This is a genomic window from Nocardiopsis synnemataformans (assembly GCF_965343085.1).
Classification (GTDB): Bacteria; Actinomycetota; Actinomycetes; order Streptosporangiales; family Streptosporangiaceae; genus Nocardiopsis; species Nocardiopsis alborubida.
Window position 1 is genome coordinate 28,298 of sequence record NZ_CBDRFA010000040.1, and the last position, 19,448, is coordinate 47,745.

Annotated in this window: 17 protein-coding genes; 9 read left to right on the top strand and 8 right to left on the bottom strand. The window is 72.6% G+C overall.

The window, feature by feature from the left end; all coding sequences use genetic code 11:
- The first annotated feature begins 288 nt into the window (after nt 1-288).
- Nucleotides 289-2,262 carry a threonine--tRNA ligase gene (gene thrS / locus ACSIH6_RS22475; RefSeq protein ID WP_435110284.1) on the top strand — a complete coding sequence of 658 codons (1,974 nt, stop codon included), beginning with the start codon at nt 289-291 and terminating at the stop codon, nt 2,260-2,262.
- A 90-nt stretch (nt 2,263-2,352) separates the two neighbouring features.
- Here the strand turns inward: thrS and ACSIH6_RS22480 are convergent, their stop codons facing one another.
- The 5 genes from ACSIH6_RS22480 to ACSIH6_RS22500 all read right to left on the bottom strand — a co-directional run bounded on the left by ACSIH6_RS22480 (nt 2,353) and on the right by ACSIH6_RS22500 (nt 8,881).
- Nucleotides 2,353-2,514, bottom strand: coding sequence for a hypothetical protein (locus ACSIH6_RS22480; protein ID WP_435110285.1), 162 nt, complete (start codon nt 2,512-2,514; stop codon nt 2,353-2,355).
- Nucleotides 2,515-2,605: 91 nt separating this feature from the next.
- On the bottom strand, nt 2,606-3,250 hold the full coding sequence (locus ACSIH6_RS22485; protein ID WP_435110286.1) for a hypothetical protein: 645 nt from the start codon (nt 3,248-3,250) through the stop codon (nt 2,606-2,608).
- Between the two features lie 765 nt (nt 3,251-4,015).
- Complete coding sequence (locus tag ACSIH6_RS22490; protein ID WP_435110287.1) at nt 4,016-5,173, bottom strand: acyl-CoA dehydrogenase family protein; 1,158 nt, start codon at nt 5,171-5,173, stop codon at nt 4,016-4,018.
- A complete protein-coding gene (locus tag ACSIH6_RS22495; RefSeq protein ID WP_435110288.1) occupies nt 5,170-7,263 on the bottom strand; it encodes an acetyl/propionyl/methylcrotonyl-CoA carboxylase subunit alpha in 2,094 nt (697 codons plus the stop codon). The genes ACSIH6_RS22490 and ACSIH6_RS22495 overlap by 4 nt, the downstream gene beginning before the upstream one ends.
- A gap of 7 nt (nt 7,264-7,270) precedes the next feature.
- Nucleotides 7,271-8,881, bottom strand: a complete 1,611-nt coding sequence (locus ACSIH6_RS22500) for a carboxyl transferase domain-containing protein (RefSeq protein ID WP_435110322.1) — start codon at nt 8,879-8,881, stop codon at nt 7,271-7,273.
- A 125-nt stretch (nt 8,882-9,006) separates the two neighbouring features.
- Between ACSIH6_RS22500 and ACSIH6_RS22505 the strand changes: the two genes are divergently transcribed.
- Entirely contained in the window at nt 9,007-9,591 is a 585-nt protein-coding gene (locus tag ACSIH6_RS22505; RefSeq protein WP_435110289.1) for an SACE_7040 family transcriptional regulator, read from the top strand.
- A 158-nt stretch (nt 9,592-9,749) separates the two neighbouring features.
- Nucleotides 9,750-10,349: a molybdopterin-dependent oxidoreductase gene (locus ACSIH6_RS22510; protein WP_435110290.1), complete on the top strand. Its 600-nt coding sequence runs from the start codon at nt 9,750-9,752 to the stop codon at nt 10,347-10,349.
- A 58-nt stretch (nt 10,350-10,407) separates the two neighbouring features.
- On the opposite strand, the gene ACSIH6_RS22515 is transcribed toward ACSIH6_RS22510, so the two are convergent.
- Nucleotides 10,408-10,695, bottom strand: a complete 288-nt coding sequence (locus tag ACSIH6_RS22515) for a hypothetical protein (RefSeq protein WP_435110291.1) — start codon at nt 10,693-10,695, stop codon at nt 10,408-10,410.
- Nucleotides 10,696-10,998: 303 nt separating this feature from the next.
- Between ACSIH6_RS22515 and ACSIH6_RS22520 the strand changes: the two genes are divergently transcribed.
- Nucleotides 10,999-12,375 (top strand): NAD(P)/FAD-dependent oxidoreductase, encoded by a 1,377-nt coding sequence (locus ACSIH6_RS22520; protein WP_435110292.1) that lies wholly within the window; start codon nt 10,999-11,001, stop codon nt 12,373-12,375.
- A 106-nt stretch (nt 12,376-12,481) separates the two neighbouring features.
- Here ACSIH6_RS22520 and ACSIH6_RS22525 read toward each other — a convergent pair whose 3' ends face one another.
- Nucleotides 12,482-12,772 carry a metal-sensitive transcriptional regulator gene (locus tag ACSIH6_RS22525; protein WP_017565228.1) on the bottom strand — a complete coding sequence of 97 codons (291 nt, stop codon included), beginning with the start codon at nt 12,770-12,772 and terminating at the stop codon, nt 12,482-12,484.
- 293 nt (nt 12,773-13,065) lie between these two features.
- Between ACSIH6_RS22525 and ACSIH6_RS22530 the strand changes: the two genes are divergently transcribed.
- From ACSIH6_RS22530 to ACSIH6_RS22550, 5 genes are all read left to right on the top strand, one after another.
- The gene (locus tag ACSIH6_RS22530; RefSeq protein WP_150253170.1) at nt 13,066-13,311 is read left to right on the top strand and encodes a DUF2630 family protein; all 246 of its coding nucleotides are present in this window, start codon (nt 13,066-13,068) and stop codon (nt 13,309-13,311) included.
- Nucleotides 13,312-13,426: 115 nt separating this feature from the next.
- The gene (locus ACSIH6_RS22535) at nt 13,427-14,122 is read left to right on the top strand and encodes a DUF4126 domain-containing protein (RefSeq protein ID WP_435110293.1); all 696 of its coding nucleotides are present in this window, start codon (nt 13,427-13,429) and stop codon (nt 14,120-14,122) included.
- An 85-nt stretch (nt 14,123-14,207) separates the two neighbouring features.
- Complete coding sequence (locus ACSIH6_RS22540) at nt 14,208-14,882, top strand: HAD family hydrolase (RefSeq protein ID WP_435110295.1); 675 nt, start codon at nt 14,208-14,210, stop codon at nt 14,880-14,882.
- Between the two features lie 376 nt (nt 14,883-15,258).
- A complete protein-coding gene (locus ACSIH6_RS22545) occupies nt 15,259-17,262 on the top strand; it encodes an acetoacetate--CoA ligase (RefSeq protein ID WP_435110296.1) in 2,004 nt (667 codons plus the stop codon).
- 115 nt (nt 17,263-17,377) lie between these two features.
- Nucleotides 17,378-18,676, top strand: coding sequence for a heparan-alpha-glucosaminide N-acetyltransferase domain-containing protein (locus ACSIH6_RS22550; RefSeq protein WP_435110298.1), 1,299 nt, complete (start codon nt 17,378-17,380; stop codon nt 18,674-18,676).
- On the opposite strand, the gene ACSIH6_RS22555 is transcribed toward ACSIH6_RS22550, so the two are convergent.
- On the bottom strand, nt 18,654-19,340 hold the full coding sequence (locus tag ACSIH6_RS22555) for a hypothetical protein (RefSeq protein WP_435110299.1): 687 nt from the start codon (nt 19,338-19,340) through the stop codon (nt 18,654-18,656). The genes ACSIH6_RS22550 and ACSIH6_RS22555 overlap by 23 nt on opposite strands.
- Nucleotides 19,341-19,448: the final 108 nt, after the last annotated feature.

Consider the following 19,448-nt stretch of genomic DNA (forward strand, 5'->3'; position numbering starts at 1 on the left):
TGACAGATCAGTCCCTGACTGGTTCTCTGCCCCGCCTCCGGCCGGTTCACGCGGGTACGCCCCGAAGAGTCCGAATCCCTGGCCGAATCCCCGACCGGGCTCCGGGGCCCGGACACCGGAATCCACCGCCCCACCACGTGTTCCGCGCCGCCAGCGCGGTCGCGCTGCCTGTGGACAACCGGGGCGGCCCCGCCCCGAAGCCGCTAGCATCGGGAGGGAGTACACGCCCGGCCGCGCGGAGCGGCCGGTCCGCGTTCGACATCGATCCACGTCTTCCTAGGAGTCACCGTGTCCGCCGCGCCTGAGCTGCACATCACCCTCGCCGGAACCCCGCGTGCGGTGGCGGCGAACACTACGGCGGGCCAGGCTCTGGAGGCCGACGGCAGGACCGTCATCGCGGCGCTGGTCAACGGGGAGCCGCGCGACCTCGCCCGGGAACTGCGCGAGGGCGACGCCGTCGAGCCGATCGCCATCGACTCCGAGGAGGGCCGGGCGATCCTGCGCCACTCCACCGCGCACGTGCTGGCCCAGGCCGTCCAGGAGCTCTTCCCCGAGGCCAAGCTGGGCATCGGCCCGCCCGTGGAGAACGGCTTCTACTACGACTTCGACGTCGCCGAACCCTTCACCCCCGCCGACCTGAAGAGCATCGAGAAGAAGATGCAGCAGATCGTCAAGCAGGGGCAGCGCTTCGACCGCCGCGCCGTCTCGGACGAGGAGGCCCGCGCCGAGCTGGCCACCGAGCCCTACAAGCTGGAGCTGATCGGGCTCAAGGGCGGCGCCACCGAGGCCGCCGAGGGCGCCGGTGTGGAGGTGGGCGCAGGTGAGCTCACCATCTACGACAACGTCCACCCGCGCACCGGCGAGCTGTGCTGGAAGGACCTGTGCCGCGGGCCGCACCTGCCCACCACCCGCGTCATCCCGGCGTTCAAGCTCATGCGCACCGCCGCCGCCTACTGGCGCGGCAAGGAGACCAACCCGCAGTTGCAGCGCGTCTACGGCACCGCCTGGGAGAGCAAGGAGGCCCTCAAGGACCACCTGACCTTCCTGGAGGAGGCCGAGAAGCGCGACCACCGCAAGCTCGGCTCCGAGCTGGACCTGTTCTCCATCCCGGACGAGATCGGCTCGGGCCTGGCGGTCTTCCACCCCAAGGGCGGCACCGTCCGCCGGGTCATGGAGGACTACTCGCGCCGGCGGCACGAGGAGAGCGGGTACGAGTTCGTCTACACCCCGCACGCCACCAAGAGCACCCTGTTCGAGAAGTCCCAGCACCTGAGCTGGTACGCGGACGGGATGTACCCTCCCATGCAGCTCGACGGCGGCCAGGACTACTACCTCAAGCCGATGAACTGCCCGATGCACAACCTGATCTTCGACGCGCGCGGGCGCTCCTACCGCGAGCTGCCGCTGCGCCTGTTCGAGTTCGGCACCGTGTACCGCTACGAGAAGTCGGGCGTGGTGCACGGCCTGACCCGCGCCCGCGGCTTCACCCAGGACGACGCGCACATCTACTGCACCAAGGAGCAGATGGCGGACGAGCTCGACTCGCTGCTCACCTTCGTGCTCGAACTGCTGCGCGACTACGGCCTGGACGACTTCTACCTGGAGCTGTCCACCAAGGACCCGGAGAAGTACGTCGGCGGCGACGAGGTCTGGGAGGAGGCCACCGAGACCCTGCGCGAGGCCGCGCAGAAGCAGGGCCTGGACCTGGTCATGGACCCGGGCGGCGCCGCCTTCTACGGCCCCAAGATCTCGGTGCAGGCCAAGGACGCCATCGGCCGCACCTGGCAGATGTCCACCATCCAGCTGGACTTCAACCTGCCCGAGCTGTTCGACCTGGAGTACACCGCGGCCGACGGTTCGCGTCAGCGCCCGGTGATGATCCACCGTGCCCTCTTCGGCTCCATCGAGCGCTTCTTCGCCGTCCTGCTGGAGCACTACGCGGGCGCGTTCCCGGCCTGGCTGGCGCCGGTGCAGGCGGTCGGCATCCCCATCGCCGACGAGCACGTGCCCTACCTGCGCGAGCTCGCCGCCAGGCTGCGCGCGGAGGGCATCCGCGTCGAGGTGGACGCCAGCGACGACCGCATGCAGAAGAAGATCCGCAACGCCCAGAAGCAGAAGGTGCCCTTCATGCTGCTGGCCGGTGACGAGGACGTCAGCAAGAACGCGGTGTCCTTCCGCTACCGGGACGGCTCGCAGAACAACGGCGTGCCGCTGGACGAGGCGGTGGCCGAGATCGTCGCCGCAGTGCGCGAGCGCCGCTAGACAGCGTTCTTCGGGGCCTCCGCTTCGGCCCGGACCGCACACGAGAGGAGCGCCCATCCGGGGACCGGGTGGGCGCTCCGCCGTCTCGGGTCAGCGCCGCTCGCCGGGTGTCTGGGACTCCTCGTCGTCGCGGAACAGGTCCGCTCGGGAGATGCGCGCGGTCGCGTTGGGGTCCGGGGCGGTCGTCTCCTCCTCGTCGTCGCGGAACAGGTCCGCGCGGGAGATGCGCGCGGTCTCGTTGGGGTCACTCATGAGGGTGCTACTCCTTGTTGCTACGGGGGCAAGGCGAATTTTATCCGCCTCCCGGGGCGGGGCAGGGCACTCGGACGTGCGCGAAGGCCGCTCAGCGGCCGGGGGCGCGCCGTTTCCAGGCCTCGGCGGGGACCCGCTCCACGAGGGCGATCAGGTAGTCGGCGGCGGTCACGGCCCGGTCGGGATCCAGCCGCATGGCCGCCCACGTGAGGACGTAGTCCCCGCTGAAGCGTACGGGAAGGGATCGTGACCTGGGATCGGTCAGCAGCCACTTGGTGACCACGTTGTCGAGCACGGCCCCGGTGAACGCGGGATCGTTGCCCGACGTGTGGAAGGCGCCGGCGAAGTCGTCGTCGGAGGCGTCCAGGTCCCGCCTGCGCAGTACCTGTAGTTCGGCGTTGGGTCCGGGGGTGCGCACGGCCACCACGCGGTGGACACGGCGGACCCGCTCCGTGCCCCTGCCCGTCGTGTGGGTCTGCTCGAAGGCGACGACCAGGTGCTGGCCCCGGCGGCCGGTGAGCACGTGCTGGGCGCGCGGGTGCGGTCCGAGGGTGGCGCGGGGGAGCACGGCCTCCCCCAGCGGGCTGGGGAGTTGCTCGGTGTAGGTCCACCCGCGCTCACGTGCCCACCCGCGCAGTTCGGTGGAGCGTTCCTTGCGAAAGTGCGCGGCGACCGCGATCGTGCCGGCCGACATGACGACGGCGACCAGCGCGATCACAGACAGGGCGCCTTCCATGTCTCCTCCGGCTGGGGGATGTGGGGTGGCCGTGGGCCCGCGGCGGGCCCATCCTGAGCAGGCCGGGTCGGGAAAGTCGGGGACCCGCGCTGGCCGTACGGGTCCATTCTGTGTTGATTTCGGGTGCTTGTCACCCCTTGTTGTTGTTCTGCGGTGACGCTGGGGGTTCGCGGCCTCGCGGCGTCCGCCGACGGTCTACCCGCAACGGGCACGACATCACCGTCACCGCGCGTCCCCGCCCGGTCACCACCTGCGCGAACGCCTCCCTCCGCGCGGCTCGGGGAACCTCCTTCGCCTGCTGCGCCGCCCTTCACGCCACCACCGCCTCACGGGAGCGCGGTCATATGCCCATCACGCACGGTGATCACTGTCCGGAACCGGCCACCGTCCGCCCCGTCCGTGCCGGAACCGCCCTCACGCGTCGATCGCCGCCGCGGTGGCACAGGCCCGGCGCCTCCGAACCCGGACAGGACCGCGTCGGTCTCACGCGGGTACTCCGCTGGCCGGGCCCGGGCGCGAGGAGGCCCCCGGGAGGAGCGCTCCCGGAGGCCGTGCGCGTTCGGATCGCGAAGCGCGGACGCCTAGGGTCTGTTTTTTGAACCGGCCTTAGCTTGTGGGGGGTTGGTTCGGGTGCCCACGGGGTTCTGGAGGTGGCGGAGGCGGGTTCGTGAGGAACGGGCGAGCCCGCCGGAGACACCGAAGGTTCCCGTGCTTCGGGCGCCCGAACACGGACCAAAGCGAAGCGAAGGTCCCAAAAAACACTGCCTAGGCGGGCAGGCCCAGCTCGCGGGCGATGAGCATCTTCTGCACCTCGCTGGTGCCCTCGCCCACCTCCAGGATCTTGGCGTCCCGGTAGAAGCGGCCCACGGGGTAGTCGTTCATGAACCCGTAGCCGCCGAACACCTGTGTGGCGTCCCGCGCGTTGTCCATGGCCGCGTTGGAGGCCACCAGCTTGGCGACCGCCGCCTCCTTCTTGAAGGGCTCGCCCGCCAGCATGCGCGAGGCCGCGTCGTAGTAGGCCAGCCGCGCGGTGTGCGCCCGCGCCTCCATCTCCGCGATCTTGAACTGGATCGCCTGGTAGCTGCCGATGGCGTTGCCGAAGGCGTGCCGCTCGTGGGCGTAGCGCACGCTCTCGTCCACGCAGCCCTGCGCCAGGCCCACCGACAGCGCCGCGATGGCGATGCGGCCCTCGTCCAGGATCCGCAGGAACTGGGCGTACCCGCGCCCGCGCTCACCGACCAGGTTCGCCTCGGGCACCCGGCAGTCCTCGAAGACCAGCTCGTTGGTGTCGGAGGCGTTCCACCCCACCTTGGAGTACTTCTGGCCCACGGAGAAGCCCGGCGTGCCCGCGGGCACCAGGATCGAGGAGATCTCCGGCCGCCCGTCCTCCCGGCGTCCGGTCACGGCGGTGACGGTCACCAGCGCGGTGATGTCGGTGCCCGAGTTGGTGATGAAGGACTTCGTCCCGTTGATCACCCACTGGCCATCCTCCAGGCGGGCCGTGGTCTTCGTGGCGCCCGCGTCGGACCCGCCGTCGGGCTCGGTCAGCCCGAACGCGCCCAGGGACTCACCGGAGGTCAGCCGCGGCAGGTAGGTCTGCCGCTGGTCCTCGGTGCCGAACCGGAAGATCGGCATCGCGCCCAGCGACACCCCGGCCTCCAGGGTGATCGCCACCGAGGAGTCCACCCGGGCCAGCTCCTCCAGGGCCAGGCACAGGGCGAAGTAGTCGCCGCCCATGCCCCCGTGCTCCTCGGGGAAGGGCAGCCCGAACAGGCCCATCCGGCCCATCTTGGCGACGATCTCGTACGGGAACGCCTCCCGCTCGTAGTAGTCGCCGATGACCGGGGCGACCTCGGTGCGGGCGAACTCCTCCACGGCGGCCCGCAGGTCGGCGTGCTCGGTCGAGAGCTGGTGACGGTTCATGTGTGCGACTCCTCGCTGGTGGCGGGGGAGGGCGCGTCCGACGGGGTGCCGGCGGACGCGTCCCGGACGGGTTCGACGGTGACCAGGACGGCGTCCATGGGTACGGACGCGCCGGGGCGCACCGCCACGGTCGCGACGGTCCCGTCGACGGGTGAGGTGACGGAGTGCTCCATCTTCATGGCCTCCACGACGGCGAGCGGGGTCCCCGCGCTCACCGCCTGCCCCACCCGCACGGCGACGGAGAGCACCGTGCCGGGCATGGGGCTGCGCACGGTCCCGTCGGCGGCCGCGTCGTCCTCGCGCAGCGCGGCCGCGACGGGCTCCTCGTGCAGGCTCCAGGCGGTGCCGCCCGTACCCAGCCACCGGTGCCCGGTGGCCGGATCGTCGGCGCGTCTGTAGGCGCGGCGGCGGCCCGCGTAGGTGACGGTCAGCCAGTCGTTGTCGGGGGAGCGGCGGACACGGGCCGCGACGGGTTCACCCGCGCCGACCCGCACCCAGTACGTGTCCCGGCCCACGCGCCGCACGCGCACGACGGCGGGGTCGTGCCGGGGCGCCCGCAGCCGCCACGGTGTCCACGCCGGTTCGCCCATGCGCCACCCGTCGGGGACGGCGAAACGGTCCGCGGTGGCGGGCCCCTCCAGGTCCAGCTGGTGGTCCAGGGCCGCCGCCGCGTAGACCTCTTCGGGAAGGGACTCGGGCGCGGGCTCGGGCGGGTCGGACCCGATCAGGTCGGTGCTCAGGTCACCGGCCACCACGCGCGGGTGGCGCAGCAGGCGGCGCAGGAACGCGGTGTTGGTGACACACCCCAGCAGCAGGTACTCGGCCAGGGCGTGGTCCATCCGACGCAGCGCCCTGGCCCGGTCCGGACCCCAGGTGATCACCTTGGCGAGCATGGGGTCGAACACGGAGGTGATCTCCCCGCCCTCGGCGATCCCCGAGTCCACCCGGACCTCGTGGCCGGAGGGCTCGGTGAGGGACAGGATCGGACCGCCCGTGGGCAGGAACCCGCGGTCGGCGTCCTCGGCGTAGATCCGCGACTCCACGGCGTGCCCGTGCCAGGACACGTCCTCCTGGGCGAAGGGCAGCGGTTCGCCCATCGCCACCCGCACCTGGAGCTCGACCAGGTCGATGCCGCGTTCACCGCGCACGGTCACGACCTTCTCGGTGACCGGGTGCTCGACCTGCAACCGGGTGTTCATCTCCAGGAACGAGAACGACAGCTCACCGTCCGCGCCCGTCTCGGCGATGAACTCCACCGTGCCCGCGCCCACGTATCCGCAGGAGCGGGCGGCGGCCACGGCGGCCTCGCCCATGGTGGCGCGCTGGGCGTCGGTGAGCAGCGGGGAGGGCGCCTCCTCCACCACCTTCTGGTGGCGGCGTTGCAGGCTGCACTCGCGCTCGCCCAGGTGCACGACGTTGCCGTGGCCGTCGGCCAGGACCTGCACCTCGATGTGCCGGGGCCGCTCCACCAGCCGCTCCACCAGGAGGGTGGAGTCGCCGAAGGAGGCCAGGGCCTCGCGCCGGGCGGCCGCGGCGCTGGCCGCCAGGTCGTCGGGGGAGTGCACGGATCGCATGCCCTTGCCGCCGCCTCCGGCGGAGGGCTTGATGAGCAGCGGGTAGCCGGTTCCGGCCGCGGCGTCGAGCAGCGCGTCGTCGTCCAGGGGCTGTCCGGGCCTCTCGGTGAACCCGCCCAGGACGGGCACGCCCGCGGCGGCCACTGTGTCCTTGGCGCGGATCTTGTCGCCCATGGCCTCGATGGCCTCGGCGGGCGGACCGACGAAGGTCAGTCCGGCGTCGGCGCACGCCCGTGCGAAACCGGGGTTCTCGGACAGGAAGCCGTAGCCCGGATGCACCATGGTGGCGCCGCCCTCCACGGCGGCGGCCACGATCGCGCCGACGTTCAGATAACCGTCCACGCGCAGGGCGAGGTCGGCGGCCAGGGTGTGCGGGGCGTCGGCGTCGGCGTCGGTGTACACCGCGACCGAGCCGATCCCCATGAGGTTCAGGGTGCGGAGGATCCGCAGTGCGATCTCGCCCCGGTTGGCGACGAGCACCGTCGCGGGGGCCGGGCTTCGTGGTGTGGCGGTCAAGGGTTCCTCACATCCGGAAGACGCCGTAGCCCACCGGCTCCAGGGGCGCGTGGCGGGCGGCGGACAGGGCCATGGCGAGCACGTCGCGGGTGTCGGCGGGGTCGATGACGCCGTCGTCCCACAACCGGGCGGTGGAGTAGTAGGGGCTGCCCTGCTCCTCGTACTGGTCGCGGACGGGCGCCTTGAAGGCCTCCTCGTCCTCGGCGGACCACTCCTGCCCGCGCGCGGCCATCTGGTCGCGGCGGACGGTGGAGAGCACCGAGGCGGCCTGCTCGCCGCCCATCACCGAGATCCGCGCGCCCGGCCACATCCACAGGAACCGGGGCGAGTAGGCCCGACCGCACATGCTGTAGTTGCCCGCGCCGAAGGACCCGCCCACGACCACGGTGAACTTGGGGACGCGGGCGCAGGCCACGGCGGTGACCATCTTCGCCCCGTGCTTGGCGATGCCGCCCGCCTCGTAGTCCCGGCCGACCATGAACCCGGAGATGTTCTGGAGGAAGACCAGCGGCACGCCGCGCCGGTCGCACAGCTCGATGAAGTGGGCGCCCTTGAGTGCGGACTCGGCGAACAGGATGCCGTTGTTGGCGATGATCCCCACCGGGTGGCCGTGCAGGTGCGCGAACCCGGTGACCAGGGTCGTGCCGTACTCGGCCTTGAACTCGGTGAACTCGCTGCCGTCCACGATCCGGCCGATGACCTCGCGCACGTCGTAGGGGGTGCGCGTGTCGGCGGGCACCACCCCGTACAGCTCCCCGGGGTCCAGCGCCGGGGGACGGGGCTCGCGCACCTCCCACGCGGGCGGTTCGGGCGGGCCGAGGGTGTCGGCGATGCGCCGGACGAGGGTGAGGGCGTGCGCGTCGTCGTCGGCCAGGTGGTCGGTGACCCCCGACACCCGCGAGTGCAGGTCGCCGCCGCCCAGCTCCTCGGCGGTGACGACCTCACCGGTGGCCGCCTTGACCAGCGGCGGGCCGCCCAGGAAGATCGTGCCCTGCTCGCGCACGATGACCGCCTCGTCGCTCATCGCCGGGACGTAGGCGCCGCCCGCGGTGCACGAGCCCAGCACCGCGGCGATCTGCGGGATGCCCATCCGCGACATCGTGGCCTGGTTGTAGAAGATCCGGCCGAAGTGCTCGCGGTCGGGGAAGACGTCGTCCTGCATGGGCAGGAAAGCGCCCCCGGAGTCGGCGAGGTAGACGCACGGCAGCCGGTTGTGCAGCGCCACCTCCTGGGCGCGCAGGTGCTTCTTGACGGTCATGGGGTAGTAGCTGCCGCCCTTGACCGTGGCGTCGTTGGCGACCACGACCGTCGGTCGGCCCATGACCCGGCCCACGCCCGCGATCATCCCGGCGCCGGGAGCGTCCTGCCCGTCCGCGCCGTAGAGCCCGTACGCGGCCAGGGGGGCGATCTCCAGGAAGGGGGAGCCGGGGTCCAGGAGGAGGTCGACACGGTCGCGCGGAAGGAGCTTGCCCCGTTCGACGTGCCGTGTCCGGGTCCTCTCCGGGCCGCCCAGGGCCGCGGTGGCGATCCGCTCGCGCAGCTCCAGGGCGAGGGCGCGGTTCGCCGCGTCGTTGGCGGCGAACGCGGGCCCGGCGGTGTCCACCGCCGTGCCGAGCACAGATGCCCTGCTCATGGTGTCCTCTCGTGGAGGGGTGTTAATGCTCACTAACATCTGGGATGTTAGTGACTACTAACATGGGTGTCCAGGGCCCGGCGCGACACCGGGGGAGGGGAGGAGACCGGATGGGGGTCAGACCCGCGGGCGAGCGGCGCACGGCGCTCCTGAGCGCGGCGGCGCGGCTCTTCGCCGAGCGCGGCTACCGGGGGGTGTCCATCGACGACCTCGGCCGCTCCGTCGGCACGACCGGACCCGCCCTGTACCGGCACTTCCGCGGCAAGCAGGCGCTGCTCGGCGCGGTGCTGGTGGACATCAGCGAACGCCTGGCGCGCCAGGGCGGCGAACTGGTGGCACGGGCGCCGGGCGCCGAGGAGGCGCTGGAGGCCCTGCTACGCGGGCACATCGCCTTCGCCCTGGACGAGCCCGCCCTGATCACCGTGCACGACCGGGAGCTGGGCAACCTCACCGACGCCGACCGGCGCCGGGTGCGCCGCCTCCAGCGCGGCTACGTCGAACAGTGGGTGGGGGTGCTGGGCGAGCTGCGCCCCGACGCCTCGGCCACCGTCCTGCGCGCCGCCGTGCACGCCGTGTTCGGACTGCTCAACTCCACCCCGCACAGCCGGGGCGAGCTGTCGCGGCGGCACATGGCGCGGCTGCTGCTGGAGATGGGCCGGGCCGCCCTGACCGCCCCCGCCGCCGCGCCCGAGTAGCGCCCGCCCGTGGGCCGTTTCCCTGGTACCCGCGTGCCCCTCCGGCCCCGCGTGTCCCCGCTCCCACCCCGCCCATCCCGGGATTTGGCGCCGGTCATGCCCTGCGCTGACCCGCCGCCGGGTAGACAGGGCGCCAGGCACCGGAGAGGAGGGCCGCCATGAACGTGGTGAGCAGGGGTTCCCAGGGGCGCCGGGGAGGCGACCCCTCGCGGGTGCCCCCGGGACAGTACGAGACCCACGACTTCCCCGTCCTCTCGGCCGGACCCACACCGCACGTGGACACGGCCGAGTGGACCTTCGCGATCGCCGACGAGGCGGGCGGCACGCGTTCCTGGACGTGGGAGGAGTTCCTGGACCTGCCCCAGGAACGACCCCGTGTGGACGTCCACTGCGTCACCCGCTGGTCCAAGCTGGACACCGACTGGGTGGGCGTCAGCGTGGACACCCTCCTGGAGGACGTGGAGACCGCGGCCGAGTACGCCCTGGCGGTCAGCCACGGCGGCTACACCGCCAACCTGCCGCTCCAGGACCTCACCGACGGACAGGCCTGGGTGGTGCACACCTTCGGCGGGGAGCCGCTGGCCACCGAGCACGGCGGGCCCGCCCGGCTGCTGGTCCCGCACCTGTACTTCTGGAAGTCGGCCAAGTGGGTGCGCGGACTGCGGCTGCTCGACGAGGACGAGCCCGGGTTCTGGGAGCAGGCCGGGTACCACGACTACGGCGACCCGTGGCGTGAGCAGCGCCACCAGGGCGACTGACGGCGGTCTGACGGGGACCGGGGCGGGCCCGCAGCCCGCCCCGGTCCCCGTCCTACATCTACATGCCGCCCGTGGCGCCGCCCGTGTCAGGGCTCTGCTCCACCGGAGCCGCGGGGGCCTCCTCGACGGGGGCCTGCGGGGCCTCCTCGACGGGGGCCTGCGGGTCCTCGCCGACCACCGGCGGTTCGGCGTCCTCCCCGAAGACCCCTTCGAAGAGGAAACCGAGCACCCCCCCAGGGCGCGAGTCGTCCTGGTCCGAGGTGGCGGCCAGGGCCGCTCCCGTCCCGGCGACGGTCAGTCCGGCGGCCAGCACCGCCGCGGCGGTGATCCTGGTGAACGCACGCATACGCGTTCACGACTCCCTTCGTGTCGGGTGTCAGTACATGACGTGATTATTCTGTTACAGAAAGTCACCAAGGTCACGAACTCCTCGCACGTGGGAGTTTCGGACCGACCCGGGGAACCGCGCCGCCCTCCCCCAGGGGCCGCCAACGACGGGCAAAGTCCCCGGAACGCCGCGGGTGGCGGCTCCGGGATCTCCTGACCCGGCCATACATTGGCCGCGGCCATGTGGGTAGGGCTGCGTCCAACGGTCCAACGGACGCACACAGCCGTCCCGCCCCACGACACGTCAGAAGGAGCGCTGTATATGTCTCGGCCTCGTATCGTGGTGGTCGGCGCGGGCTTCGGTGGTCTCCACACCCTGCGCCACCTCGAACGCCGCATCCCGGCGGGCGCGGCGGACATCGCCCTCGTCGCGCCGCACGACTACATGCTCTACAGCCCCCTGCTGCCACAGGTGGCCTCGGGACTGCTCACACCGCAGTCGGTCGCCATGTCGGTGCACCGGCTGACGCGGCAGACCCGGTTCGTCCCCGGGCACGCCGTCGGCGTGGACCCGGGGGACCGCGTGGTCGTCGTACGGCGCCCCACCGGCGAGCTCGCCCCGGTCCGCTACGATCGCCTGGTCCTGGCGCCCGGCGGGGTCACCCGCGCCTTCGACATCCCCGGTCTGACCGAGCACGCCTACGGCGCCAAGACGCTGGCCGAGGCGGTGCTCCTGCGCGACCACGTCCTGGCCCAGCTGGAACTGGCCAACGACAGCCGCGACCCGGCCGAGCGCGAGGAGCGCTGCCGCTTCATCGTCGTCGGCGGCGGCTACACCGGGGTCGAGACCGCGGCCTCGCTCATGCGCCTGTGCCAGGAGGCGGCCAAGCGCTATCCGGACCTGCGCTCGGTGATCCGCTGGCACCTGGTGGACATCGCGCCCAAGGTGCTGCCCGAACTCGGCGACCGCCTCGGCCGCAAGGCGCTCGACCTGATGCGCTCCATCGGCGTCGAGGTCAAGCTCAAGGTGAGCGTGCGCGAGGTGACCGACGACAAGGTGGTGCTCACCGACGGCCGCGCCCTGCCCTGCCGCACCCTCATCTGGACGGCGGGCGTCTCGCCGAGCCCGCTCATGGAAACCCTGGACAAGCCCACCCAGAAGGGCCGTCTGGAGGTCGACGCCGACCTGCGGGTCCCCGGACTCGACGACGTCTTCGCCATCGGCGACGCCGCGGCGGTGCCCAACCTCTCGCACGAGGACAGCGACTACTGCCCGCCGACCGCCCAGTACGCCACGCGCCAGGCGGCCACCGTCGCCGAGAACGTGGTCTCGTCCGTCCTGGGGCGCCCGATGAAGGAGTTCCGGCACCGGGACATGGGGCTGGTCGTGGACCTGAGCGGGAACGACGCGCTGGCGCGCGTCATGCAGCTGGAGCTGAGCGGACTGCCCGCGCTGGGCGTCACCCGCGGGTACCACCTGATGGCGGTGCCCTCCGCGACCGCCCGGGCGCGCATCCTGGCCAACTGGGGGATCCGCAAGGCCACCGGCGGCGACACCTCGCGCCTGGGGTTCGCCGACGGCGGGCGCCCGTCCTCGTTCGTGGCCAACGAGTCGGTCGACTACCTGGACGCGGACTCCTCCCGCCGGGAGGGCGCGCGACTGCTGGAGAACCTGCACGCGCGCTACGGCGAGCACTGACCGGGGGCCGTCCGGGTCCGGCGGGCCCGGACGGCCACGCCTTCGCCGACCGGCCGCGGCGGCCGCCACGCCCCGCCGCGGCCGGTCGCGTGCGGGGCCGCGGGGGTCAGGAACGGACCAGGCGGGCGATCGCGTCGGAGGCCTCGCGCACCTTCGCGTCCGCCTCCTCGCCGCCGTTGGCCACCGCGTTGGACACGCAGTGCTTGAGGTGCTCGTCGAGCATGGACAGCGCGAAGGACCGCAGCGCCTTGTTGGCCGCCGACGTCTGGGTCAGGATGTCGATGCAGTACTGGTCGTCCTCGACCATCCGCTGCAACCCGCGGATCTGGCCCTCGATACGGCGCAGCCGGTTGATGTGGCTCTGCTTGTCGTTGCTGTAACCGTGGGTCGCAGCCATGCTCCCGCTTCCGTGTCGTTCCTGCTCAGATGCCATTACCATACCCCCTCGTGGTATCCAACGGCGGGGACTGGGAACGCATTCCGCCGGTGCGCCCCCTCCGAGTGCGCGTGTCGCCGCCAACGCGGCCGTAGTAGGAGTTTCCCAGACGAACGGGGACCGCTCGCCGTGCCGGGAGGCACGCGCGCCCCGCGCGCGGGGGCCGTCACCGCGCGTAAACGTCCGGTCCGCTCTGGGCAACGCGGGGGCGGGGCCCTTGCCCGGGGCCCCGCCCCGAACCGACCATGGGCGGTATGACTGACAGCGCCGAGAACGACATCATGGCCACCATCCGAGGGCTGATCGACGAGGAGCACGCGCTCCGCTCCACCACCGAAGGGCTGGACCCGCAGGAGCGCGCCCGCATCAAGCAGGTCGAGGAGGCGCTCGACCAGTGCTGGGACCTGCTCCGCCAGCGCAGGGCCCGCAGCGAGTTCGACCAGGACCCCGACGAGGCCGAGCCGCGCCCGGTCTCCGAGGTCGAGAACTACCGGCAGTAAGGGGTCCGAACCGAAAACCCCGCGTGCTCCGCGAGCGTCAACACGGGTACAGCGGTGCCGGGCGGTAACCGCATGACCGCACGGCGCCCCACCCCGGGAGCACAGAAGGAAGCGCATGCTCACCACACTGACCGGGCTGGGCCTGGCCTCCGCGGCCGGGCTCAACGCCTACATCCCCCTCCTCCTCGTCGGGCTGCTCGCACGCTTCACCGACCTGGTCCCGCTCGGCGAGTCCTGGCAGTGGATCGAACACCCCGCCACCCTCGTGGTCCTCACCGTGCTGCTGGTCGTGGAGTTCGCGGCGGACAAGATCCCCGCGGTCGACAGCTTCAACGACGTCCTCCAGACGGTCGTGCGCCCCACATCCGGCGGCATCACCTTCGGCGCGGGGGCCTCCGCCGTGGAACTCGGTGAGATCACCGGGGCCGCCTCCGGCGCCGCCGCGGGCGGGGACGGGGTCTCCTGGTGGGCGGTGGTCGCGGGCGTGGTCGTCTCCCTGGCCTTCCACGCGGTCAAGTCCCTGGCCCGGCCGGTGGCCAACTCCGTGTCCCTCGGGTGCGCGGCACCGGTCGTCTCCTTCCTGGAGGACGCGGTCAGCTTCGTCACCTCGCTGCTGGCCCTCCTGGTGCCCGTCCTCGTCCTCGTCGTGTTCCCGCTCCTGGTGGCGGGGAGCGTGTGGGCGGTCCGGCGCGGTCGGCGACTGCGCCGGGAACGCCGCGAGGCGCGAGGCGCCGAGCGGCAGGGGGCGGACGCGGACACGTGGACCGGTGCGGACGGCGGTGGCCCGGCGGGGGAGTACCGCCCCGGGTGAGGCGCCCCGGCGGGCAGGGGAGTCCGGCCCGGGGTGGCGCACGACGCATTCCCCGGCCGGGGCAGGTGCCCGTAAAGTGCGGTCAATGGCTGAGACGACTTTCGACCGAAACGACACCACGCACATCGTCTGGGACTGGAACGGCACGCTCCTGGACGACAACCACGCCAACCTCGCCGCGGTGAACGCCGTGTGCGGCCTGTTCGGCCGCGACCCCGTGGAGATGGACCACTGGCGCTCCGTCTTCCGCCGCCCCCTCATCCCCTGCTACGAGGAGCTCCTCGGCCGGGCCTTCGAGGACGGCGAGTGGGAGCGGGCGGAGCGGCACTACGACAGCAGCTACCTGGAGCACCTGCCCTCCTGCGAGCTCACCGTGGGCGTCCCCGACGTGCTGCGGGAGTGGACCCGCGGCGGCGGCACCCAGTCCCTGCTGTCCATGGCCTCCCACGACCACCTGGTGCCGCTCATCGAGGAGCGCGGCCTGACCGCGCACTTCACCCGGGTGGACGGCCGCCAGTTCCAGACCGAGCACGACTCCAAGGCCGAGCACCTGGTGCGCCACCTCGAGCACCAGGGCATCGACCCGGCCCGGGTCGTGCTGATCGGCGACATCGACGACGACGCCCGCGCCGCCCGCGAGGCCGGGGCCCGCTCCATCCTCGTCGCCAGCGGCCTGATGTCCCGCGCCCGCCTGGAGGCCACCGGCTCCCCGGTGGTCGACTCCCCGGTGGCCGCCGTGGCCGCGCTGCGCGGGAGCTGAGGAGACCGGCCGCGCCCGGGGCCGCCGCACCGGCCACCCGGCCCCCGGCCGATCGGACCTTCGGGCGCCGGACTGGCGGGGACGCGAAAGGTCCGGTCACCGGTCCTCCCACCCGCCTCCGGGCCCTGTCAACGGGGGCCGCCCACGCCCGCGCGCCCGCCCGGCTGTGGGCCCCGCACACCGGTTCCCTCCCACCGGTGACCTGCGCACTCGGCGCGCATCCCGGCCCCCGTCACTCCGGGGGCCGGGCCGTCGGCGCCGACATGGTGTGTTGTTAGATGGGTCTCACAGCGACACACGGTCGGCAACACACGGTCGGCGACACACAGCCAGCAAAACACCGTGCGAGACACAGTGCGAATGGGAAGGCGGGCCAATGACGGAGAACAGCGTGCCCCGGGTGCTCTGGAAGCCCGACGAGGAGAGGGCCGCGTCCTCCAACATCGTCGCGTTCGCCCGATGGGCCGAGCGCGAGAAGGGGGTCCGGGCCTTCGGGGACGCCTCCGCCGCGTCCTTCGACTACGACTCCCTGTGGCGCTGGTCGGTCACCGACACCGACGGATTCTGGGAGTCCGTCTGGGAGTACTACGGCGTGCGCTCCGAGACCCCCTACGAGCGGGTCCTGGGCGAGCGGACCATGCCCGGAGCCGAGTGGTTCCCCGGGGCGACCCTCAACTACGCCCGGCACGTCTTCGAGGGCCGCGACGACGACCACGTCGCCATCCGCCACGCCACCGAGCTGCGCGGCCTCGGCGAGTGGACCTGGGGCGACCTGCGCCGACGCACCGCCGCCATCGCCGCCGGACTGCGCGAGCTGGGTGTGGGCCCCGGCGACCGCGTCGTGGCCTACCTGCCCAACCTGCCCGAGACCGTCGCCGCCTTCTACGCCGCGGCCTCCCTGGGCGCGGTGTGGTCCTCCTGCTCCCCGGACTTCGGCGTGCGCAGCGTCATCGACCGCTTCGCCCAGATCGAGCCCAAGGTCCTGCTCGCCGTGGACGGCTACCGCTACGGGGGCAAGGACTTCGACCGCCGCCCCGTCGTGGAGGAGCTGCGCGCGGCCCTGCCCACCGTCGAGCACACCGTTCTGCTCGACTACCTCCACCCCGGCGGATCCCTCGACGGCACCCTGCCCTGGGACCGGCTGGAGGAGTCCGGAGCCGGGGCCGAGCTGGAGTTCGCGTCCGTCCCCTTCGACCACCCCCTGTGGGTGCTCTACTCCTCGGGCACCACCGGTCTGCCCAAGGCCATCGTCCAGGGGCACGGCGGCATCCTCCTCGAACAGCTCAAGAACCTGCACCTGCACCTGGACGCCCGGGAGCACGACCGGGTCTTCTGGTTCACCACCACCGGCTGGATGATGTGGAACTTCCTGGTCAGCGTGCTGCTGACGAAGGCCTCCATCGTCCTGTACGACGGCAGCCCGGCGGCACCCGACCTGGGCGCCCTGTGGGACCTGGCCGCCGACGCCGGGGCCACCGTCTTCGGCACCAGCGCCGGATTCCTCTCCTCCTGCATGAAGGAGGGCGTCCACCCCCGTCAGGGCCGCGACCTGTCCGCGCTCAAGGCCATCGGCTCCACCGGCTCGCCGCTCAGCCCCGAGGCCTTCTCCTGGGTCTACGAGGAGTTCGGCGAGGACCTGTGGCTGTTCTCCACCTCCGGCGGCACCGACGTGTGCAGCTGCCTGGTCGGCGGCACCCCGACCCTGCCCGTCCACGAGGGCGAGATCCAGTCCCGGGCCCTGGGCATGGCCGTGGCCTCCTGGGACCCCGACGGGAGGGAGCTCGTCAACGAGGTCGGCGAACTCGTCGTCACCAGGCCCGCCCCGTCCATGCCCCTGTTCCTGTGGGGCGACGACAGCGGCGAGCGGCTGCGCGACAGCTACTTCTCCGTCTACCCGGGCGTCTGGCGGCACGGTGACTGGATCGCGATCACCGACCGCGGCACCGCGGTCATCTACGGCCGCTCCGACTCCACCATCAACCGCGGCGGCGTGCGCATGGGCACCAGCGAGATCTACCGCGCGGTCCTGGCCCTGGACGAGGTCGTCGACGCCCTGGTCGTGGACGTGCCCCAGGCCGACGGCTCCTCCCGGATCGAGCTGTTCACCGTGCTGCGGGAGGGCGCCGACCTGGAGGGCGACCTGCCCCGGGAGATCGCCCGCCGCATCCGCACCGACTGCTCGCCCCGCCACGTGCCCGACCGCGTCCGCGTCATCGGCGCGGTGCCCCGGACGCTGTCCGGCAAGGTCCTGGAGGTGCCGGTCAAGCGCATCCTCATGGGGGAGCGGCCCGACCGGGTCGCCAGCCGGGACTCGCTGGCCAACCCCGAGGCGCTCGACTTCTTCAGCACCCTGGCCGGAGAGCGGGAGGACGCGGGCTGACCGGGGCGCCGCCGGGCGCGGGTGAGCGACCCCCGCGTCCGGCGGCGCGTGGCCGTCCGCGGCCATGTGCCCCGGCCCGTTGTCGCCGCGCGGGCGACGGCATAGCCTGACGGGCGTGACACAGAACCGGTCTGGCGAGACCTCCGCCGCTCCCGCGGGTCCGGCCTCGGGTCGGGGCCGGATCGACGGCATCGACGCGGCACGCGCCCTCGCGGTGTTCGGGATGTTCGTCGTCCACCTCGGGGTGGATTCCATGGGGCTGCTGTCGCCCGAGGGCTACGCCTGGGACGTGCACGGCGTCGTGCGCGGTAACTCCTCGGCGCTCTTCGCCCTCCTGGCGGGGACCTCCCTGGCCATGATGACCGGGCGCACCGACCCGGTCGGCGGCGACCGCCTGCGCGCGGCCGTCGTGCGCATCCTCACCCGTGCGGCGCTCATCGGCGTGCTGGGGCTGGTGCTGGACCTCGTGGGGGTCCCGGTCGCCATCATCCTGACCTACTACGCGGGCTTCTTCGTGCTGGCCCTGCCCCTGCTCAAACTGCGCTCGGGCGCACTGTGGGCGGTGGCGGGCGTCCTGGCCGTGCTCGGCCCGCCGCTCTCGTTCCTGCTGCGGGACAACGTCTTCCCGCCCTCGCCGCGCACGTCCTCGCTGACCTCGTTCAGCGACTTCTTCCTGACCGGCTACTACCCGGCGATCACCTTCATGGCCTTCGTGACCGCGGGGATGGCGCTGGGGCGGCTGGACCTGGCCGCCACCGCGGTGCGGCTGCGCCTGCTGGCCTCCGGCGCCGCCCTGCTGCTGTTCGGACACCTCGGCTCCTGGGTCCTGCTCAACCCGGTGGGCGGCATGGACCGCCTGGTGGAGGCCAGCGGCCCCGCCCTGACCGGCCTGCCCTCGGGCGAGGTCACCGACGAGGCGACGGCGGCCCTGGTGCGAGCCGCGGTGGTCGAGGAGACGCAGTCGCTCTCGGGGCAGGTGCCCACCGACTCCTGGTGGTGGCTGGCGGTCGGCACGCCCCACACCGGCACCACCTTCGAGATGGCAGAGGCGGTCGGCCAGGGACTCGTGGTGCTGGTGGTGTGCATGTTCCTGTGCGACCGCTTCCGGGTCCTCATGTACCCGCTGACCTCGGTCGGCCGGATGCCGCTGACCGTCTACTCCGGTCACATCCTGGTCCTGGCGATGGTCATCGCCGCCTCCGGCGGGATCGGCTGGCACCAGCCGTGGCTGCTGGAGGGCTTCGTCCTGGGGGCGCTGGTCTTCGCCACCCTGTGGCGGCTGGCGGCGGGCAGGGGACCGGCCGAGCTCCTCCTCGGCGAGGCCGCCAACGGCGTGGCCGCCCTGGTGGAGGAGCGAAGAGCCGCCGCCGACGGGCGCCTTCCCCGCCGTCCTAGCGACGATCCCCCCGCGTGATCCTGGCCGAGGTGCGGTCGCGGTGGGCCAGGGAGTCGGTGGTGGTCCGCGCGTTCTGCCGCATGAGCCTGCGCGCGTCGTCGGCCGCCGACCGCGCGACCGCCGGGCTGGCCACGGGGCGCTGCGCGACCTCGGCGTCCTCGGGAAGGCCGATGTCCATGGGCAGGCCCGCCCGGCTGATCACCCGCAGCTGGGCGTCCTCCTGCGACATGGAGGGCCGGATGTCGCCGTCGGGGGTGCGCCACGCCTTCAGGCGGGCGTGCAGCCAGTCGGTGCCCTGGTAGTCGGGGCCGCTCGGCCACGGCACGCCGTCGGGGCGGTGCCCCAGCGCGTGCAGCGCGTCGGCGACGGTCCACCCGGCGGAGAAGAAGCGCGCGGTCTCGCTGCGCAGCACGCGAAAGTCCACGCGGCGCAGGGACGCCTCCTCACGGCGCAGCGTCTCGCAGGCGTCGTGCACGTCGCGGGGGGTGTGCCGGGTGCGGTGCAGGGGGTCGGCCTCGGGTTTGCGCAGCAGGGAGTCGTCCACCGTCACGATCACCTCGCCACGGCGGTTGTCCCAGACGCTGACCTCCTCGCGCGCCCATCCCTGGGACTCGGCCAGGGCCACCGCCATCCTGCGCAGGTCGACCCGCTCGTCGTCGCTGCTGATCCGGAACTCCGCCATGCCCCCAGCCTAGATGAGTCCTTCCGCCCCAGATGAGCTCTTCCGCGTCAGGGGTTGAGGTGGAGTGGATGGTGGTGGTGCGCCGCAAGGGGGTTGAGCCTTCCAGGT